The 18,732-nt window shown below is 76.7% G+C and carries 14 protein-coding genes; 5 read left to right on the top strand and 9 right to left on the bottom strand.

What is annotated here, in order from left to right; translation table 11 throughout:
* Positions 1 to 247: 247 nt before the first annotated feature.
* The 3 genes from M3673_RS03855 to M3673_RS03845 all read right to left on the bottom strand — a co-directional run bounded on the left by M3673_RS03855 (position 248) and on the right by M3673_RS03845 (position 3,586).
* Positions 248 to 802, bottom strand: coding sequence for a GNAT family N-acetyltransferase (locus M3673_RS03855; RefSeq protein WP_251531740.1), 555 nt, complete (start codon positions 800 to 802; stop codon positions 248 to 250).
* Positions 799 to 2,352, bottom strand: a complete 1,554-nt coding sequence (locus M3673_RS03850; RefSeq protein ID WP_251531738.1) for a S28 family serine protease — start codon at positions 2,350 to 2,352, stop codon at positions 799 to 801. The genes M3673_RS03855 and M3673_RS03850 overlap by 4 nt, the downstream gene beginning before the upstream one ends.
* Positions 2,353 to 2,437: 85 nt before the next feature.
* Complete coding sequence (locus M3673_RS03845; RefSeq protein WP_251531736.1) at positions 2,438 to 3,586, bottom strand: acyl-CoA dehydrogenase family protein; 1,149 nt, start codon at positions 3,584 to 3,586, stop codon at positions 2,438 to 2,440.
* A 484-nt stretch (positions 3,587 to 4,070) separates the two neighbouring features.
* Between M3673_RS03845 and M3673_RS03840 the strand changes: the two genes are divergently transcribed.
* The gene (locus M3673_RS03840) at positions 4,071 to 5,117 is read left to right on the top strand and encodes a GNAT family N-acetyltransferase (RefSeq protein ID WP_251531727.1); all 1,047 of its coding nucleotides are present in this window, start codon (positions 4,071 to 4,073) and stop codon (positions 5,115 to 5,117) included.
* Positions 5,118 to 5,228: 111 nt separating this feature from the next.
* On the opposite strand, the gene M3673_RS03835 is transcribed toward M3673_RS03840, so the two are convergent.
* The 6 genes from M3673_RS03835 to M3673_RS03805 are packed head-to-tail and all read right to left on the bottom strand — an operon-like array spanning position 5,229 to position 14,783.
* Positions 5,229 to 6,479: a phosphotransferase gene (locus M3673_RS03835; RefSeq protein WP_251531725.1), complete on the bottom strand. Its 1,251-nt coding sequence runs from the start codon at positions 6,477 to 6,479 to the stop codon at positions 5,229 to 5,231.
* Positions 6,476 to 8,026: a flippase gene (locus M3673_RS03830; RefSeq protein ID WP_251531722.1), complete on the bottom strand. Its 1,551-nt coding sequence runs from the start codon at positions 8,024 to 8,026 to the stop codon at positions 6,476 to 6,478. The genes M3673_RS03835 and M3673_RS03830 overlap by 4 nt, the downstream gene beginning before the upstream one ends.
* Positions 8,023 to 10,488, bottom strand: coding sequence for a glycosyltransferase (locus M3673_RS03825; RefSeq protein WP_285838973.1), 2,466 nt, complete (start codon positions 10,486 to 10,488; stop codon positions 8,023 to 8,025). The genes M3673_RS03830 and M3673_RS03825 overlap by 4 nt, the downstream gene beginning before the upstream one ends.
* Positions 10,485 to 12,407: an O-antigen ligase gene (locus tag M3673_RS03815; RefSeq protein WP_251531714.1), complete on the bottom strand. Its 1,923-nt coding sequence runs from the start codon at positions 12,405 to 12,407 to the stop codon at positions 10,485 to 10,487. Before M3673_RS03815 ends, M3673_RS03825 begins: the two co-directional genes overlap by 4 nt.
* Positions 12,404 to 13,504 (bottom strand): polysaccharide deacetylase family protein, encoded by a 1,101-nt coding sequence (locus tag M3673_RS03810; protein WP_251531712.1) that lies wholly within the window; start codon positions 13,502 to 13,504, stop codon positions 12,404 to 12,406. Before M3673_RS03810 ends, M3673_RS03815 begins: the two co-directional genes overlap by 4 nt.
* Positions 13,497 to 14,783 carry a hypothetical protein gene (locus M3673_RS03805; RefSeq protein WP_193662155.1) on the bottom strand — a complete coding sequence of 429 codons (1,287 nt, stop codon included), beginning with the start codon at positions 14,781 to 14,783 and terminating at the stop codon, positions 13,497 to 13,499. The genes M3673_RS03810 and M3673_RS03805 overlap by 8 nt, the downstream gene beginning before the upstream one ends.
* Positions 14,784 to 15,078: 295 nt before the next feature.
* On the opposite strand from M3673_RS03805, the gene M3673_RS03800 reads away from it, so the two are divergent.
* The 4 genes from M3673_RS03800 to M3673_RS03785 all read left to right on the top strand — a co-directional run bounded on the left by M3673_RS03800 (position 15,079) and on the right by M3673_RS03785 (position 18,725).
* The gene (locus tag M3673_RS03800) at positions 15,079 to 15,810 is read left to right on the top strand and encodes a maleylpyruvate isomerase family mycothiol-dependent enzyme (RefSeq protein WP_251531704.1); all 732 of its coding nucleotides are present in this window, start codon (positions 15,079 to 15,081) and stop codon (positions 15,808 to 15,810) included.
* A 152-nt stretch (positions 15,811 to 15,962) separates the two neighbouring features.
* On the top strand, positions 15,963 to 16,970 hold the full coding sequence (locus M3673_RS03795; RefSeq protein WP_251531702.1) for an alpha/beta hydrolase: 1,008 nt from the start codon (positions 15,963 to 15,965) through the stop codon (positions 16,968 to 16,970).
* Between the two features lie 51 nt (positions 16,971 to 17,021).
* The gene (locus tag M3673_RS03790) at positions 17,022 to 17,591 is read left to right on the top strand and encodes a TetR/AcrR family transcriptional regulator (RefSeq protein ID WP_251531700.1); all 570 of its coding nucleotides are present in this window, start codon (positions 17,022 to 17,024) and stop codon (positions 17,589 to 17,591) included.
* Positions 17,592 to 17,663: 72 nt separating this feature from the next.
* Complete coding sequence (locus M3673_RS03785; protein ID WP_251531698.1) at positions 17,664 to 18,725, top strand: SGNH/GDSL hydrolase family protein; 1,062 nt, start codon at positions 17,664 to 17,666, stop codon at positions 18,723 to 18,725.
* Positions 18,726 to 18,732: the final 7 nt, after the last annotated feature.

The following is an 18,732-nucleotide window of genomic DNA, read 5'->3' as shown; positions in this document are numbered from 1 at the left end:
TTGCCTGCGCGCAATTGCGCTGCTTGCGCAGACGCCGGGCCCCGCACGCGGCACAGACCGCGCAAACCTCTGCGGCGGCCGCGGTCGGTCGCGCGCAATTGCGCTGCTTGCGCAGACGCCGGGCCCCACACCTGGCACGGACCGCGCAAACCTCCGCCGGGGCCGGGGCCGGGGCCGGGGCCTGGGTCGCCCGCACGCAATTGCGCTACTTGCGCAGACGCCGGCCGGCCGCCGCAAGCGGATGCCGTCACCAGTCGTCGCCGGGGCGTTCGTCGCAGGCGATGGGCGCGGTGAGGTCGAGCGGGCGGTCGGGGTCGACGACGAGCACCATGAGGCCGTCGTCGTCCTCGGGGGTGCGCTGGCGCCCGCCCGCACGCACGACGTACGACGGGCCGCGCCAGGAGCGCCACCCCAGCGACTCGTAGAACAGCGGCACCCCGGTGCTCAGCACGCCCAGGTCGTGACGGGCGACGAGCTCCTCCTGCAGGGCGCGCATCACGGCGCGCCCCACGCCGCGGCCGCGGACCGACGCCAGCGTGCAGACGGCCTCGACGTAGCCCGCGTCCCACACGGTGAGCGCGTCGCCCTCGCCGACCAGGATGCTGCGGGGCACCACGCTGGCGTGGCCGACCAGGACCCCGTCGAGGTGGGCCAGCACGTGCACGCCGCCGAGCGCGTGGTCGGCGTCGGTGTCGGCGAAGTCGCCGTCGAAGGCGTCGTGCCACAGCGCGCGCAGCGCGGTCAGCTCCGCGGCGCCCAGCTCGCCCGTGGCGGTCACCCGCAGCTCGAGGCCGGTGCTCACCGCAGGACCCGCGCCGGGGCGAGGCCCCTCAGGCGGGCAGGGGTGGGGCCGTCCTCCGCGACGGCCCATCCCCGCGGGTCGAGGTCGGCGCTCGAGGTCGCCAGGCCGGCCCACCGGCGGATCGTGCGCACCAGCCGGTCGCGCTCGGCGTCGGGTAGGTCGGCGATCGGCGCGCCGTGGGTGCCGCCGGGCACGACCGCGGTGAGGCAGGCGCGGGCCGCGGCGGCGGCCGGGTCGCCGCCGCAGCTGAAGGGCTCGGCGTGCCACGGGTCGACGCCGCCGTCGACGAAGAGCATCCGCTGCGCCTCCTCGCGCACCCACGCGTCGACCGCCGGCATGGCGCTGGGGTCGAGCGTGAGCGGGCGCAGCCGTCGCGGCACGAGCTCGGCGGCGGTGTTGGCGCCGGGATGGCGCAGGAGGTCGGCCAGCGCCGACTCGTCGAGCTGCGGTGAGCCCAGCTGGGTGGCGGCCTGCACGTAGTAGGGCGCGTAGCGGCGCAGGACGGGGTCGACGTAGGCGATCGGGGGCGAGACGTCGGTGACCTCGGCCCACAGCCGTCGCGGGCTGAGGGCGGCGGGGTCGCGCGACAGCGTCGGGCAGGCCTCCTGCCCGCGGTAGGCCCAGAAGCCGAAGGCCAGGTCGGTGGCGAGGAACTCCAGCGCCCGGTCGGGCCCGCCCAGGATCTTCGTGGGGCCGAGGTCGGCCAACCGGGGCGCCAGCGCCTCGCGCTGCACCAGCACGGCCCGCTGCAGGGCCACGAGCCGGTCGCGGCAGCCCGCGCTCGTGCCGACCCGGTCCAGGAAGTCGCTGTAGGCGTCGTCGGTGTCGACGACGTCGTCGGGCGCGCCGTAGGGGATCGTGCCGGCGACGTCGTCGGGGTAGGACCTGCGGTGGTAGACCGCGGTCATGCCGCCCTTGGAGACGCCCGTGCTCAGCCACGGACGCGGGTAGAGGCGGCGCAGCGAGGCGATGATGCGGTGCTCGTCGGCGGCGGCCTGCTCGAGGGTGAGGTAGGTGCGCCACGACTCGGGGCTCAGGTCGGCGGGGCGCGAGCGCCCGAAGTAGCGGTGCTCGAAGCCGACCTGGTTGCCGTCGACCAGGCGCGTGGGCTCGGTCGGGGCGGGCCCGGGCAGGGAGTAGCCGCTGGTCGTCACGACGGTGGGCCAACCCACGCCGCGGTGGGTGACCACGACCCGCTGCACGAAGGTCGGCCCGCCGCGCACGGTGTGGTCCACCGGCTGGCGGAACCGTACGTCGAGCACGCGCGGCCCGCGCCGGCTCACGCCCACGACGTGCGGCAGCCGGTCGATCCGCTCCTCCAGGCTGCGCCGCGGGGCCCGGCGGACCTCGGCGGACGCGTGGGCCGGGCGGTCGGCCGCCGTCGCCGAGGCCGTCGACGGGGCGGCCGCGACCCCCGGGCCGGCCGGCAGCAGACCGCCGAGCAGCAACCCGGAGACGACGGCACCGGCGACGGGACCGACGAGACCGACGAGCAGGGCGGCGCCTGGGCGCCGGGAGCGGCGCAGGGCGCGGGGAGGAGCGAGGGGCACGGGGGACCTCCGAGACGTGGGGCTCCACCCAAGCAGACGCCGGCGACACCCCCGTCGTGACGAGGCCGTCGCCGGCGTGCGTGGCTCAGATGCCGAGGGAGCGCCCGACGATCTCCTTCTGGATCTCGGTGGTGCCGCCGTAGATGGTCTGGATGCGGCTGTCGACGTAGGCCTTGGCGATGGGGTACTCCATCATGTAGCCGTAGCCGCCGTGCAGCTGCACGCCCTGGTCGACCAGCTTCTTCTGCAGCTCGGTGGTCCACCACTTGGCCATCGAGGCCAGCGAGGTGTCGACGTCGCCGGCGTTGAGCCGCATGACGCAGTCGTTGACGAAGACGCGCGCGATGTGGACCTCGGTGGCCATCTCGGCGAGCAGGAAGCGGTTGTGCTGGAACTTCCCGATCGGGCGGCCGAAGGCCTCGCGCTCCTTGGCGTAGGACAGGCACAGGTCGAGCACGTGCTCGCAGGCGGCGACGGCGATGGCGGCGATGGAGATCCGCTCCTGGGGCAGGTTGACCATGAGGTAGATGAACCCCTGGCCCTCCTCGCCCAGCAGGTTCTCCTTCGGCACGATGACGTTGTCGAAGAACAGCTCGGCGGTGTCCTGGGCCTTGAGGCCCATCTTGTCGAGGTTGCGGCCGCGCTCGAAGCCCTCCATGCCGCGCTCGACGACGAGCAGGCTGATGCCCTGGTGGCCGGCGTCGGGGTCGGTGCGGGCGACCACGATGACCAGGTCGCTCATGATGCCGTTGGAGATGAAGGTCTTCGACCCGTTGAGCACGTAGTGGTCGCCCTTGTCGACCGCGGAGGTCTTGATGCCCTGGAGGTCGGAGCCGGCGCCGGGCTCGGTCATCGCGACCGAGGAGATCAGCTCGCCGCTGACCAGGCCGGGCAGCCAGCGCCGCTTCTGCTCCTCGGTGCCGAGGGAGGAGATGTAGGGGACGATGATGTCGGTGTGCACGGGGAAGCCGAGCCCGCTCGCGCCGACCTTGGAGATCTCCTCCGCGACGATCATGTTGTAGCGGAAGTCCTGGATGCCCATGCCGCCGTACTGCTCGTCGACGTCGAAGCAGAGCAGGCCCTGCGCGCCGGCCTTGGTCCACACCTCGCGGCTGACCTGACCGTCCTTCTCCCACTGCTCGTGGAAGGGCACGACCTCCTTCTCCATGAAGGAGCGCACCATGGCGCGGAAGTCGTCGTGCTCGGTCTCGTAGATGGAGCTGGCGGTGCTCATGGGGCGGCCTCTCGGGGGTCGGGACGGTGCCTGCACGCCCTACTGTGACAGCGGTACTGTCACAGTTCAAGAGGTACGCCGAGGTTCGCCCGACGCCGTGTCGCACGCGTCGCGGCACCACCTGCGGCGCCCCTCGGCGACCCCCCGGCGACCCCCGGGCGCCCGCTCGTCGTACGGCGCGCACGACGCGGTCGCGCCGACGGCGGGAGCCCGGCGGGGTGCCGGGTGGGCCCGACCCGGGACGTCCGGACGGCGCAATTGCGTGGTTTGGACGGGTGGTGGCCCCGCGGGGGTGCTCGGACCGCGCAATTGCGCGGTTCGGACGGCTGCCGACCCCGACGACCCCGACGACCCCGACGACCCCGACGACCCCGGGCCCGGACGTGTGAGGGCCCGTCGGGCGTGCGGGGGCGCACCTCACCCCGGTGGTCGGGTAAAGGCCCAACGCCCCACGGTGGGGCCGCGCGGACCCTAGACTCCGCGCATGCCTCTGACCGCCGGCCCCTCCCCGGCCGCGTGGAACCGTCTGGCGCACGACGCCGGCAACCTCTTCGCCACCCACACCTGGGCGTCGTGCTGGTGGGACTTCTACGGCGACGGCGCGCAGGCCGACGTGCTGTGCGACGACCTCGCCGACCCCACGGTGGTGCTGCCGCTGGTGGTCACCGGCCGGGTGCTGCGCCAGGCCCGCTTCATCGGCCACGGCCCGGCCGACCAGCTCGGCCCCGTCTGCGCCCCCGAGCACCGCCCGCGCGCCCAGGCGCTGCTGCGCGAGGCCCTCGAGGGCGGACGGGTCCGCGCCGACGTGGTGCTGCTCCAGGACATGCCGCTCGACGAGCCGTGGTGGCAGCCGCTCGGCGGGCGTCAGGTGAGCAGCGAGGTCAGCCCGGTGGTCGACCTCGTGGAGCACGACGACTGGGAGTCCTTCCTCGCCTCGCGCAGCCGCAACCTGCGCGCCCAGATGCGCCGCAAGACCGCCAAGCTGGAGGACGCCCACGACGTCACCTACCGGCTGGCCACCGCGGCGACCATCGAGGCCGACCTGGCCACGCTCTTCGACCTGCACGCGCGCCGCTGGGAGGGCGAGAGCCCGCTGCTCGACGAGCGGCAGGGCGGCTTCACCGCCGCCTTCGCCCGCGCCGCGCTGGCCCAGGGCTGGCTGCGGCTGTGGTTCCTGGAGATCGCGGGCCGACCGGTGGCCACGGCGCTGGTCTTCGAGTTCGCGGGGGCGTCGTACTGCTACCAGCTGGGCCGCGACCCCGACCACGACCACGAGTCGGTCGGCTTCGTGCTCATGGTGCGCATCATCCGCGCCGCCCTGGAGTCGGGGCTGCGCGAGTTCCGCTTCCTGCGCGGCGACGAGGGCTACAAGGGCCGCTTCGCCACCCGCGAGCCGATGATCGAGAGCATCGCCCACGCCCGCACCGCCCGGGGCCGGGTGGCCGTGCGCGCCGCCCTCGTGCGCCGCCACCACCGCGAGGTCGCCGCCGAGGAGCGGGCCGCGGTGTCGGAGCCGGCCGCCGCCCGTTGAGGGGCCGGCTCGGCGGGGCGTCCTACTGATCGTTGCGACCACTGGACGGCCGTCAGGACTGTCAGCCAGTGGTCGCAACGGTCAGTAGGACGGGGCGCGGGCGGCGCCCCCTCAGCCGCGGGCGACGTGGTCGAGCATGCGCTCGGCGGTGTCGACGTCGAGGGCGGCGTGGCCGTCGCCGACGGCGACCCAGCCCAGCCGGCGGGCGAAGAAGGCCAGCTGGAGCGGCTCCGCGAGGCGGTCGGCGAGGGCCTCGGAGCCGGTGGCGGCGACCAGGCAGGCGCGGTGGGCGCGTCGGGCCTGGGCGAGCAGCGGCTCCTCGTGCCAGGCGCGGGTGAAGGTGCTCAGCACGCGCTCCGGCGAGCGGGAGCGCAGGCCGACGCCGTGCTCGAGCAGCGACACGGCGGCGTGGAGGGCGTCGTGGCCGGGCACGCCGTCGGGCATCGCGGTGTCCCAGTCGACGAGCCCGACCAGCGCGTCGTCGCGCACCAGCCAGTTCTGCGCCGAGAGGTCGTGGTGCTGGAGGCTGCGGTGGGTGAGGCGGCGTACGTCGCGCAGCGCCGCCTCGACCAGCAGCCGGGTGCGGGGGGAGCGCACCAGCGGCAGCGCGGGCTGGGCGTCGGCGAGCAGCCGGTCGGGCCCGCCGGGCACCGCGGTGGCGGAGGCGAGCCGCTCCAGGCCGGAGCCCAGCGAGGCGTAGGCGTCGCCGTAGGCGCCGCTCCAGCCGGGACGCCCGGGCGCACGCACCCACAGCGGCCGGCCCGCGAGCCCCTCCTGGGCCTCCAGTTCGGCGATGCGGCCCAGGCAGCGGGGCGCGAGACCGAGCGCGGCGGCGCGGGTGAGGGCCTCGGCCTCCGCGGCGCCGTCGGCCGTCGCGTCGGGCGACTTCAGCACCAGCAGCGGGTGGGGGTCGTCGGCGAAGACGAAGACGAAGCGGCGCCCCGAGCGGTCGACCTCGAGCGCGGCCAGCTGCGCGGGCGCGTCGCCGACGAGGCGTCCGGCCCCCGGCGCCCCGGCGTCACCCGAGTCACCGGCGTCGCCCGCGTCACCCGAGTCGCCCGGGTCACCGGCACCACCGGCGGCCGCGACGAGGGTCGGCCAGGCCTCGCGCACCGCGTCGAGCACGGCGTCGGTGGCCGGGGCGGGGCGGTGCGGCAGCCGGGCGACGAGGGAGGCGACGGCGGGCGCGGGCAGGCCGCGGCGTCCGATCGCGGCGGCGAGCGGCCCGCTGCGCCGGCGGGCGGGCAGCCCGTGGTTGAGGGCGTGGGAGAGCTGCTCGCCCAGGAAGAGCGCCGGCCAGGGCAGGTCGGTCGAGACCAGGACCCGCCGCGGCCGGCGGAGGCGTGCGTAGCGGCCGCTCACCGACGCGCGACCCGGCGGGCGACGCCGGCGACCATGGCGTACTGGTCGGGGGCCAGGCGGCGCGAGGCGAGCGCCCACGCCGCGAGGTAGACCACGCCGCCGAGGGCGAGCTCGACCACCACGGGCAGGTCGAGGGCGAGCAGCACGCCGAGGAGCACGACGCCGCCCAGGACGGCCGAGGTGAGCGGCTGCAGCAGCCGGGGGCGGTCCTCCAGGTCGCGCACGACGTAGACGACCAGCAGGCTCTGGGCGAGGTAGGCCACGCTGGTGGCGATCGCGGCGCCGACCCCGCTGTAGGCCGGGATGAGGGCCAGGTTGAGCCCGGTGTTGACGGCCAGGGCGAGCACGGAGGAGGCCAGCAGCAGCCGGTTGCGCTGCTGGGCCAGCATGAGGGAGTTGCCGAAGAAGGCGATCGCGAAGAGCATCGGCGCGGGCGCCAGCCAGGCCAGCACGGGGGCCGCGGCCTCGCCGTAGGGCGCCCCGAAGAGCAGCCGCAGCACCCGCTCGCCCTCGACGACGCAGACCACGGCGAAGGGCAGGTAGACGAAGCCGGCCACGGCCACGCCCCGCTCGAAGGCGTTGCGGCGGCGCAGGGTCGAGGAGGTCGAGCTGAGCACGGGCAGCACGGCCTGGTTGATGGCGTGGGCGACGAAGAGCACGGTCTCGAGCAGCCGGTAGGCCACCGAGTAGACCGCCACCGCCTCGTCGCCCTTGAGCGCGGCCAGCAGCACGGCGTCGAGGCGGAAGAGCAGCATCAGCACGAGGCTGGAGACCCCGAGCAGGAAGGTGCCCGAGGCCGCCGCGGCGAGGTCCTCGCGGGTCAGCTCGCGGGTGCGGGTGTGCAGGTCGAGGCGGCGTACGGCGAGCACGTGCGCGCCCCAGCCCGCGAGGGTGCCGACGAGGAAGCCCGAGGCCACGCCGACCGGCCCGAGGCCGAGGGCCAGCGCGGCGACGATGACCACGGCGGTGACCAGCCGTTGCACGACCAGGGCGCTGGAGACCGCGGCGGCGCTCTGCCGCACGGCGGCCGCACCGCGGGCGCTCTGGCTCCACATCTCGGGGAAGCCGGCCAGCACCATGAGCACGATCACCACCCAGGTGCCGGTGTCGGCGCGCGACTGCACCGCCACCAGGGAGGCGACGGAGAAGACGACCAGCCCGAGCCCGGTCTTCTCGACCTGGGTGGCACGGTAGAGCCGGGGCAGCGAGTCGGGCTCGGCGGCGCCGCGGCGCACCAGGCCCGAGTCGAAGCCCCACGCCGCGACCGAGCTGAGCAGCAGCATGAGGGTCAGGGCGTAGGAGACCGCACCGAAGTCCTCGGTGCTCAGCGTGCGGGCGGCCGCGACCGTCCAGGCCAGGGTCGCCACCTTGCCGAGGATCTCGGCCACGCTGCGCACGGCGGTGTTGAGGGCCGCCCGGCGGCTGAGCTCGCCGACGCCCGAGGTCGGTGCCGAGGTCCCGGTCGAGGTGTCGCCCGAGGTGTCTGCCGGTGGCTCGTCGGGGCCGGCCGGGCCGCTCGCGGGGGCCGGCGGGTGCGGTGAGGTCACGCGCGGTCCCCTCGCAGCCGGCCGAGGCTGCCCCGGGCGCAGCCCACGGCCTTGGCGACGTCCTTGAGGGCCAGGGCGAGGGGCATCAGGGCCACCGTGGCGGGGTCGGCGTGCTCGGCCCGGGCGCGGCTGAGCGGCACCGCGAGGTAGCCCAGCGCCCCCAGGGCCAGCAGCGCGCGGGTCCCGGCTCCGCCGCGCACGGCGAGCGCGGGGGCGACCAGGTAGGCCGAGCCGCGCACGAGGTCGCGGCTGACCAGGGGCCAGGAGCCGGCGCGCCCGCCCCACTCGCCGTACTTGCGGTACATCGCGGCCGTCTCGCCGATCCGGCCCGACTGGGCCCAGGTCACGCACGCGTCGAGGGCGAGCACGCTGCGCCCGCCGGCGGCGCGCACCGCCGTGCCGAAGACCGCGTCCTCGGAGGAGTAGAGGGACTCGTCGAAGCCGCCGGCCCGCTTCCACGCCTGGACGGTGCAGGCCATGGAGCGACCGTCGAGGCGGGCGGCGTCGAAGCGGCGCCCGGTCAGCGTGCCGGCCATCCGCACGAGCGGGGTGCGCCGGCGTGCCTCGGCCACCGCGGGGAAGAGCGCGAGCCGCGCGGCGTCGCGCCAGGGGTCGCCGCCGTCGACCTCGTAGACGCCGACCACGAGGTCGACGCCCCGGCCGCTGGAGCCCACCGCGTCGGGGCCGAGGGGGCCTGCGGGGCCGACGGGGCCGGCCGCGGCCGCTGCGTCCCTCGCGGCTGCGGGCAGCCGCTCCGCGAAGGGCGTGCGCAGCGCGTCGAGCCACCCGGGGGCGGGCTCGACGCCGGCGTCGGTGCAAGCGACGACCGCGTGCGTGGCGTGGGCGAACCCGTGGTTGCGCGCCGCGGAGAGGTTGACCCCGGGGCCGGGCAGGACGCGGATGCGGGGCTCACGGCGTGCCCAGGCGGCCAGCTCCTCGCTCGTGCCGTCGGTGGAGTGGTCGTCGACCAGGAGGTACTCGTCGTCGGGGCCGAGCTGCTCGACCACGCGGGCGACGACGCCGTCGACGTGGCCGGCCTCGTCCTTGAAGCAGGTGAGCACCGTGACCGGCTCGGCCGGGGCCAGGCCGGCGCCGGGACGTCCGGCGGTCTCGGCCAGCAGGCCGACGGTGAGGGCGGTGCACGTGGCGGCGTCGGGGTGGGCGCTGTGGAGGCGCTCGGCGCCCAGCCGCGTCGCGCGGCGTACGTCGGGGTCGCCCAGCTCGGCGAGGCCCTGGGCCACGTCGGTGACGGCCCGCGCCCCGTCGGGCGTCGCGGGGTCGCCGGTGGCGACGACCCGGCCCGCGGCGGCGGCCATCCGCTCGACCTCGGGGTTGCCGCGGCCGCCGAGCAGCGGCACGCCGGCGGCGAGCGCCTCGATCGCGACGAGGGAGTAGCCCTCGCGGCCGAAGGCCCCGGCGCTGCGGGTGAGCACGGCGACGGCGTCGACGGCGGCCAGCCAGTGGCCCGCGTCGTCGACCTCGGGCACGAGCCGCACCCGTCCGGCCACGCCGAGGTCGGCGGCGAGGGCCTCGAGGCGGGCGCGCTCCCCGGGCTCGGAGGGGTCGTCGGGGCCGACGACGAGGAGGTCCCAGCCGGCGGCGGCCGGCTCGGCGAGCGCCGCGATGGCGGTGTCGACGCCCTTGTAGGCCACCAGGCGGGTCAGCATGGCGAGGGTGCGGCGCCCGGCGGTCGGGGCGTGAGCGGGACCGGTCGCGCGCGTCTCGCCGGGGGGCGCCCCGGCCGGGGCGTGGTCGGGCACCGGGACACCGGCCGCCGACCAGAAGGACTGGGCCTCCAGGCGCGAGGCGACCACGCGGGAGGGCCGCGGGGGCGGCACGAGCACGGCGTCGTCACGCCCGGTGGCCGCGGCGACGGCGGCCGAGGTGGCGAGCACGGCGTCGGCGAGCGCGCCCAGGGGGCGGGCCAGGGTGGAGTCGAAGGAGAAGTCGTGCTTGGCCCACACCACGGGCACGCCCACCAGCCGGGCGGCGGGCACGGCGGCGGCCGCGGCCTTCACGCCGTTGGCGAGCAGCACGTCGGCGCCGCCGGCGCGCAGCCGGCGCGCCAGGTCGGCGCCGCGGGCGGCCAGCGAGCGGGCGTCGGGGCCGGTGGGCAGCACCAGGGTGGGCACGTCGCGCCGCTCGAGCTCGGCGCGCAGCGGACCGTCCTCGAGCAGCCACACCTCGGCGTCGAGGCGGGCGGCGGCGCCGTCGAGCAGCGCGAGCAGCCAGCGCTCGGAGCCGCCGAGGGTCGCGTAGGGCGTCACCACCACGCACCGCAGCGGGGGCGTGGCCGGGCGGTCGGCGGCGTCATGCGTCGCGGCCGGCTCGGCGGCTGACCCGGCGGCCGGCCCGGTGACGGCTCCGGTGGCCGACCCGCCGCGCGACGCGGAGTCAGCGCCGCCGCGTGACCCGGTCTCGGACCCGAGCGGGTCGGTCGGGCCGGTGCTGGTGCTGCTCATCGGGTGTCCTCCGTGCTGCGCGGGGCGCGGGTGGGCTGGTGCGGCGGGAGGGGGGTGCGGGTGGTGCGGTGGGCGGGGTCGAGGTCGACCTCACCGGCTCCAGTGTCGCCGATGGGCCGGGCGTCGGCGGGCTCGGGGCGGGCGCCGGGGTCGGGCGCCGGGAGGTCGGGGGCGGTGGGCGCCGGGCGCCGCGGCGCGACGGGCCGCACGACGCCGGCCAGGTCGGCGGCGCGGGTCTCACCGGGGCCGTCGGGGCGCTCGGAGCCGCGCACCCGGCCGGCGAGGTCGGCGAGGCGCGCGCCGGAGCGTGCCGCGGCCCGCGGGCGCTCGGCCGCGGGGCGCGCTGCGCCGCCGCCGGCGGATGCGGCGCGACCGGCCGGGGTCGGCACGAGGCTGGGGTGCACGGCCACGACCGGCACGTCGGCGAGGTGAAGGTCGGGTGCCCGGGCGGGGTCGGGGGCGGGCGGCGCGGCGACGTCGGCCCCGTGGAGGTGCCAGGCGCCCAGCAGGGCCACGACGAGGAAGACAGTGGTGACCACGGCGGCGTTGCGCAGCGGGTAGTCGACCATGCCGTGGGCCACCACGGCCACGAGGGCCGCGGCCAGGGCCACGGGCACGCCGGCGTCGCGGGGGTGCGGCCCGGCGGCCAGCAGCCGCGTCGCGCGCACCGCGGTCACCACGACACCGGCCATGAGCGCGAGGAGGGCGAGCAGGCCCGGCACGCCGTACTCGCTGGCCGCGGCGAGGAAGAGGTTGTGGGCGTGCTCGATCTCCAGCACGATGCCCTCCCCGCTCAGGCCGCGCGCGGCGTAGGGGAAGCCGCCGGGGCCCTGGCCGGTCACCGGGCGCTCGGCGAGCTGGCGCAGCGCCTCGGCCCAGATCTGGCCACGCTGGTCGTAGGGGTTGTCGCTGGCGTTGAGCACGCTGTCGAGGCGGGCCAGCAGCGCCTCGGCGATGCCGGCGCCCGCGAGCTGGAGCACCACCACGACGGCGAGCGCGGCCCCGGCCAGCGCACCGATCGGGCGGCGCGCCTGGGGGCTGAGCAGGGCCAGCGTGGCGAGCCCGGCGACGGCCCCGATCCAGGCCCCGCGCGAGAGCGACTGCGCCAGCGCCGCGGCCAGCAGCCCACCGGCCACCAGGCACAGCAGCTGCTGGCGGCGCGAGGTCGCGGTGGTGCCGAAGCCGATGGCCACCACGAGCAGCACGGCGCTGAAGAGGCCGAGCTCGTTGGGCTGGGAGAAGACGCCCTGGGCGCGGCCGCTGACGACCGCGCCGCCGTAGAACGTCGTCGAGGGCCCCGAGCTCACCAGCGCCCAGCCGGCCGCGACCGCTCCGCCCGTCACGGTCGAGGCGGTGACGAGCACCAGCGCCCGGCGGCTGCGCAGCGCGCTGGCGGCGGCCACGGCGAGCAGCACCAGCAGCAGCAGCTGGACGTCGAGCCTGAAGGCCACGTCGCTGCCGCGGGCCAGCGGCGTGGCCAGCGCGGCGCTGAGCAGCATCGCCAGCAGCGGCACCGCCAGCGCGGGGGCCGGCAGCCGCAGCCCGTGCGTCAGCGCGGCGCGGCCCAGCAGGGCGACCACGGCGAAGGCCACCGTGAGCTGCACGACCTCGACGGGCCCGACCGGCACGGGGCCCAGCGGCAGGGTCAGCCCGACCGCCGCGAGCATGGTCTCGGGGCGGCGCGGCACCACCGCGGCCAGGCCGGTGGCCACGACGACCGCCACCACCGCGGCCGGGCCGAAGCGCACGCCGAGCTCGGCCAGCAGCAGACCGGCGGCGATCCCGCCGACCACGCAGCCGACGACGCAGGCCAGCGTGGTCAGCGCGGCGGGCAGGAGCGGCACCAGGGGCCGGAGCGGCCCCAGGAAGGCCGGTCCGCGGGCCGGTCGCGCGGGCGCGGCCGGCAGCAGCGTGGTCATCCCCGGGGCCCCCTGCCGTCGGCCGGCGGGGTGGTGCCGGTCGACGGGTCGGGCTCGGGGGCGGAGGCGAAGGCCGCGCGCTGGGTCGTCGTACGGTGCGTGGTCGTGGGTGCGGCGCCGGTGCGCTGCGGGCGCCTGAGGGGGGTCGGCTCCGAGGCCGCCTGCTCCGGCGCCTCGGCGACCGGCGCCTCGACGACGGGGGGCTCGCTCGGCACGGCGGTGGGTGCGGCCTCCGGCGGGCCGTCGGGGGTGCGGTTGGGCGTGCGGGTGCTCACCTTGTGCACCAGGCGGCGCAGGGCGGGGGCGCTCTCGAGGGCGCGCCAGGCGCGGCGGTACTGCGGCATCAGCTTGACCCGGAAGGAGCGCAGGGTGTCAGTGGCGTTGACGTCGACGCGGGAGACCGCCATCGGCCCGGCGTCGTCGAAGACCGAGAAGGCCTCCAGGAAGCCGGCCGCGGCGACGGCGTCGCGGGCGGCGCGGTCGTGGGCGCCGTAGGGGTAGGCGAAGGAGCGCACGCACCGCGCGGCCGGGGCGCCCAGGAAGTCGGCGAGCTCGGCGCGGGCCAGCGCCGTCTGGCGGTGCAGCTCGTCGGGATCGATGCCGCGCAGGTCGCGGTGGTCGCGACCGTGGAGGCCGATCTCCACGCCGAGCGCCGGCAGCCCACGCAGCCGCTCGGGCTGCAGCAGCGGGCTGGAGGCGGGCTCGGGCAGCCAGGTGGCGGTGGCGCCGACCAGGCCCGAGGGCACGAAGAGCACCGCGGGCACGCCGAGCCGGTGCAGCACGGGCGCGGCGAGGTCGGCCACGGAGTCGAAGCCGTCGTCGATGGTGACCAGGACGGTGCGGTGCCCCGAGCGGCGACCGGCGCGCACGTCGCGGTAGCCGTCGAGGTCGAGCGCCTCCCAGCCGTGCGCCAGCAGCCACGTCAGCTGCTCCTCGAGACGGGCGACCTCGACGAAGAGGTTCTCCGGGTCGTCGGCGCGGCGGGTGGTGCAGAAGCCGTGGTACATCAGCACCACCGTCGAGCGCGACGGGCGCAGCGGCGAGCGGCGACCGGGGGCCGCGGTGGAGCCGGTGGTGGCGGGCTGCGGCTCAGCCATCGGCGTGGCTGACGGTCGCGACGGTGCGCATCGACTCCACGACCCCTCGCGGCGCACGGTTGAGCACGACGCCGCGCACGGGGATGCCGTGGCGGGCCAGGCGCCGCGCGGCGCGGCGCACCCGGTGCACCGGCGCCCCGAGCGGCACGACCAGCAGCACCGACGCGGCGTGGAGGCCGACGACGTCGGCGCCCTGGCTGCCGACCGGCGGGGCGTCGACGATCACGCGCTCCCAGGAGCCGGCGGCCTCCTTGAGCACCTCGCCGAGACGGCGCTCGGTGAGGGCGTCGGAGCCGAGCTTGCGGCGCGTGCCGACGACGGGCACGCGGCCCTCGCGGTCGATGGCGGCCTCCAGGTCGGCGCGCCCGGCGAGCACGTCGTCGAGGCCGACGTCCTGGGGGAGCAGCAGGTGCTTGCTCAGGCCGGTGCCCTCGAGGTCGCCGTCGATGAGCAGCACGGCCTCGCCGGCGTCGCTGGCCGAGCGGGCGAGCAGGAAGGAGATGGTGGTGCCGCCGGCGCCGAGCTCGCTGCCGAGCACGCAGATCGGGCCGCTCGGCGCGCTGCGCTCGCTGGCCAGCAGGCCGGTGCGCAGGGCGCGCGCGGCGCGCAGCACCTCGTCGTCGCTGACGACGTTGCGCCGCAGCAGGCCGGGCTGGGGGAAGCGGCGCATGCCGGCCACGACCATCGCGCCGGTGGCGGCCTCGGCGTCGCCGCCGGTGCGGATGCGGGGGCGGGCCAGCTCCACGGCGCAGGCGGCGCCCAGGGCGACGACGAGGGCGATGAGCAGGAGCACGGCCTCGAGCACGCGCTTGGAGGCGGTGAGCGGCGGGGCCTGGACGACGGCGGGGGAGAGCACCGAGACGTCGGTGGCGTCGTCGTCGGCGCCGAGCACCCGGGCGTGGGCGGCGACCGCGTCGGCGATCTCCTCGGCGCGCTCCTCGGTGGCGGCGTCGACCACGATCCGCAGGTTGGCCGAGTCGAGGCTGGACTCGACCGAGACGGCCTGCTCGAGCTCGTCGACGTCGATGCCGGTGTCGTCGGAGACCCCCTGCAGCCCCGTGGGCGAGGCGAGCAGCACGGCGTACCGGTTGACGGTGAGCTGCACCAGGTCGGGGTTGGCGTACTCCACCGACGCCGGGGTCACGCCGACGACGCTGACGGCCTCGGCGCGGGTCGGCTGGGCCTCGACCCACCAGATGCCGACGACCGCGACGGGCACGAGCACGAGCACCATCCACGGCCACCGCCAGCGCAATGCGCGGCGAACTGTCTCGATCATCGTGCGGTTCCTCCTGCAGGCACGGCGAAACCTCCCCCCGGAGGAACTGTCAGCCCATGATCTACCCACGATGGGTGAGGACCAATCTGAGGGACACGTCACGTGAGTCGCCGAGGCGGGCGCGAGCACGTCTCCGGGGTCACCCGGGCGGGGGTTCCTGGCCGGCCCGGCGCGCCGATAGGCAGGACCCGGGGTGCGCCGGCCGCGGGGTGGTGGGCCCCTGACGACGTGCAGGGACGACGAGCAAGAACGATGAGCAAGAACGACGAGCAAGAACGACGAGGAGGAGGCCGACGTGGCTGGTGGTGAGGACCTGACCGGTGCGGGCGCCGACCCGGGCACCGACCCGGTGTCGCAGTGGGAGGTCGCACGACAGCGGGTGCGAGCGCTGGTGACCGGGCTCGACGAGGAGCAGGTGCAGCGCCACGTGCCGGCCTGCCCCGACTGGACCGTGCGCGACCTGCTCAGCCACGTCGTCGGTCTGCCCGTCGACGTGCTCGACGGCGACGAGCCCGAGGACCACGACCCCGCCTGGACCCAGGCCCACGTCGACCGGCGCCGGGGCCGCTCGGTGGCCGAGCTGGTCGCCGAGTGGGACGACGTCGCCCCGCGGCTGATGGCCTGGATGGGCGAGCACGGCAGCCGCCCCCTCAACGACGTCGTCATCCACGAGCAGGACCTGCGCGGCGCCGTCGGCGAGCCCGGCGCGCGCGACACCCCGGGCCTGGCGGAGGTACGCCGGCGCATGGCGGGCCGGCTCGCCGACGCCGTCGGCGACCTCCCCCCGATCGCCCTGGTCGACCCCGCCCCCGAGGGCTGGCGCTGGTGCAGCCACGGCGACGGCGGGGTCGACCCCGACGACGCGCCCGTGCGGCTGGAGGCCTCCGGCTTCGACCTCTTCCGGGCCCTCACCAGCCGCCGCACCGCCGACCAGCTGCGCTCCTGGACCGTGCGCGGCGAGATCACCCCCTACCTCGACGCCTTCGCCGGCCTCGGCGACCTCCCCACCGAGCCGCTCCCCGAGTAGTCGCCCCCGGTGGTTGAGGAGGGAGGAGCGCCAGCGTCGCCCCCGGTGGTTGAGGAGGGAGGAGCGCCAGCGACGCCCCCGGTGGTTGAGGAGGGAGGAGCGCCAGCGACGAGCGTCTCGAAACCACCACCCCGCCGACCTACGATCCCTGCGTGCCCACCCCTCGCCCGCGACTGACCCCGGGCATCCGCCTGGTCGACGCGGTGATGCGCGCCAGCCCGTCGTTCTCGGTGGCGCGCATGGACCCCGCCCGCCTCGAGCGGGTCCAGGCCCTCGCCCTGCCCGACCGCGGGCCCGTCGGCCGAGCCCTCGGCGTGGTGCTGGGGCGGGTGCAGCCGGGGGTGGTCGTGCGGACGACGGCCTACCCCGCCGCCCACGGCGAGGTGCCCCTGCGCGTCTACACCCCGCCCGGGCCGCGACCGGCCGCCGGGCGCCCGCTGGTGCTGGCCTTCCACGGCGGTGGCTTCGTGCTGGGCAGCGCGCGGCAGGGCGACTGGGCCTCCAGCGTGGTGTGCCGCGAGGTGGGCGCGGTGGTGGTCTCGGTCGACTACCGGCTCGCCCCGACCCACCGGTTCCCGGCGGCGCTCGACGACTGCCTCGGCGCCCTGCTGTGGGCGGTCGAGCACGCCGCGGAGCTCGGCGCCGACCCCGAGCGGGTCGCGGTGATGGGGGAGTCGGCCGGCGGCAACCTCGCGGCGGTGGTCGCGCTGCTCGCCCGCGACCGCGGCGGTCCGCGGCTGCGCCACCAGACGCTGCTCTACCCCGCCACCGACCTCACCGAGGCCCTGCGCGAGCACGACTCCTTCACCGCCAACGACCACGGCGTCGTGGTCAGCCTCGAGGACCTCGAGGTCTTCCTGGGCCACTACCTGCCCGAGCCCGGCCCCACCGCGGTCGACGCCTCCGACTGGCGGCTCTCCCCGCTGCTGGCGCCCGACCTCGCGGCCCTGCCCCCCGCGCTGGTCGTGGTGGCCGGGCTCGACCCGCTGCACGACTCGGGCGTGCGGTACGCCGAGGCGCTCGCCGCCGCCGGGGTCCCCGCCCGCGTCGAGGACTTCCACCGCATGCCGCACGGCTTCCTGGGCTTCCCCCACCTCGCCCGCTCCGCGCGCCCCGCCATGGACGCCGTGGTCGCCGCCCAGCGCGCAGCGCTGGGGTGACCGCGCCGGGGTCAGGAGGCACCGCGGTGTAGCGATCGCTACACTCAAGGGATGTCCCGACGCACCCAGCTGCTCGACCAGGTCACCGACCACGTGCTCGAGCACGGTCTGACCGGGCTGACCCTGCGCCCGGTGGCCGCGGCGATCGGCACGAGCGACCGCATGCTGATCTACCACTTCGAGAGCCGCGACGGCCTGGTCTCGGCGGTCATCACGCGCGTCACCGAGCGCGCCATCGAGATCGTCGAGGCCCTCCCGGCCGCCCGCACGGTGCGCTCGGGGGTCAACCGGCTCTGGGAGACCTACCAGGAGGAGCCGATGCACGGCTGTCTCACCGCCTACTGCCAGGCCGCGGCCACCGGCCTGATCGGCGACGAGCCCTACCTCTCCGAGGCCCGCGCGGCCAACGAGCTGTGGGCGGCCGCGCTGCGCACCTACTTCGTGCGCTGCGGCGCCCCGCCCCGCAAGGTGCGCCGCGTGGTCACGCTGGTCGAGGCCTCGCTGTCGGGCTTCCACCTCGACCTCGCCACCGACCGGCCCGAGTGGCTGGCCGCCGGCGTCGACGACCTGGCCCGCGCCGCGCAGGAGCTCGCGGGCCCGCGGGAGCGGCGTACGGCCTGAGGTCGCCGGGCGACGTCGGGTGACGTCGGGTCCGGGGCGTGACCTCGGCGGGAGTGTGACGTTGGTCTCCGCATGAGGTCCTCGCGCCGACTCGTGCCCGCCGCCCCCCTCGCCGCGCTCGCGCTCGCCGCGGCCCTGCTCACCCCGGGCGTGACGCCCCTGGCCGGGTCCGACGCCCAGGCCGCGCCGACCGCCACGGCGGCCACGACCGCACCGTCGACGCAGACCCGGGCACTGTCGACGCAGACCCCCGACCGGCGCCGGCTGCCGTCGCTGACCGAGTACGTCGCCCTCGGCGACTCCTGGACCGCCGACGTGGTGCTGCTCAACCGCGACGGGGTGCCCGACACCACGCACGTGCCGGTCGACTGCGCGCAGTCGCACCACAACTACCCCAAGATCGTGGCCGAGGCCCTCGGCGCCGACCGCTTCCGCGACGCCTCCTGCGGCTCGGCCACCACCCGCGACTTCCGCCACCCGCAGACCGGGCTGCCGCTGGGCGGCACCAACCCGCCGCAGTTCGACCGGCTCACCCGCCGCACCGAGCTGGTGACCATCGGCATCGGCGGCAACGACGCCGGCATCGCCTCGGCGGGCCTCGACTGCCTCGGCGTGCTGCCGGTCGACAACCCGCTCACCGACTCCGGCGCGGGCCTGCCCTTCGGCGGCTGCAAGGCCAAGTACACCGCCGACGGCACCGACCAGCTGGCCGAGCAGATCCGCGCCTCGGAGATCAAGCTCGTGCGGGCCTTCCGCGCCGTGCACCGGCTCGCCCCGCGCGCCCGTGTGCTGGTGCTCGACTACATGGACGTCATCCCCGACCACGGCTGCTACCCGACCGTGCCGGCCAGCGACGAGGACATGGCCTACATCGCCGCGAAGTTCCGCCAGCTCAACCGCATGGTCGAGCGGGCCGCGCGACGCGGGGGAGCGGAGTTCGTCGACACTTTCAGCCACACCGGTGGCCACGACCTGTGCCAGGACCCCGTCACCCGCTGGGCCGAGACCTACGGCCCCTCGGTCAACGACCCCGCCGTCGGCGTGCCCGCCCACCCCAACGCCGCCGGCGCCCGCGCCCAGGCCGCCGTGCTGCTGCAGTACCTGCGCGACACCGCGTGCTACTCCTGCTCCTGACCCACCC

The sequence above is a fragment of the Nocardioides sp. P86 genome (assembly GCF_023712465.1).
Classification (GTDB): Bacteria; Actinomycetota; Actinomycetes; order Propionibacteriales; family Nocardioidaceae; genus Nocardioides; species Nocardioides kribbensis.
This window is presented reverse-complemented; position numbering and strand designations above follow the sequence as displayed.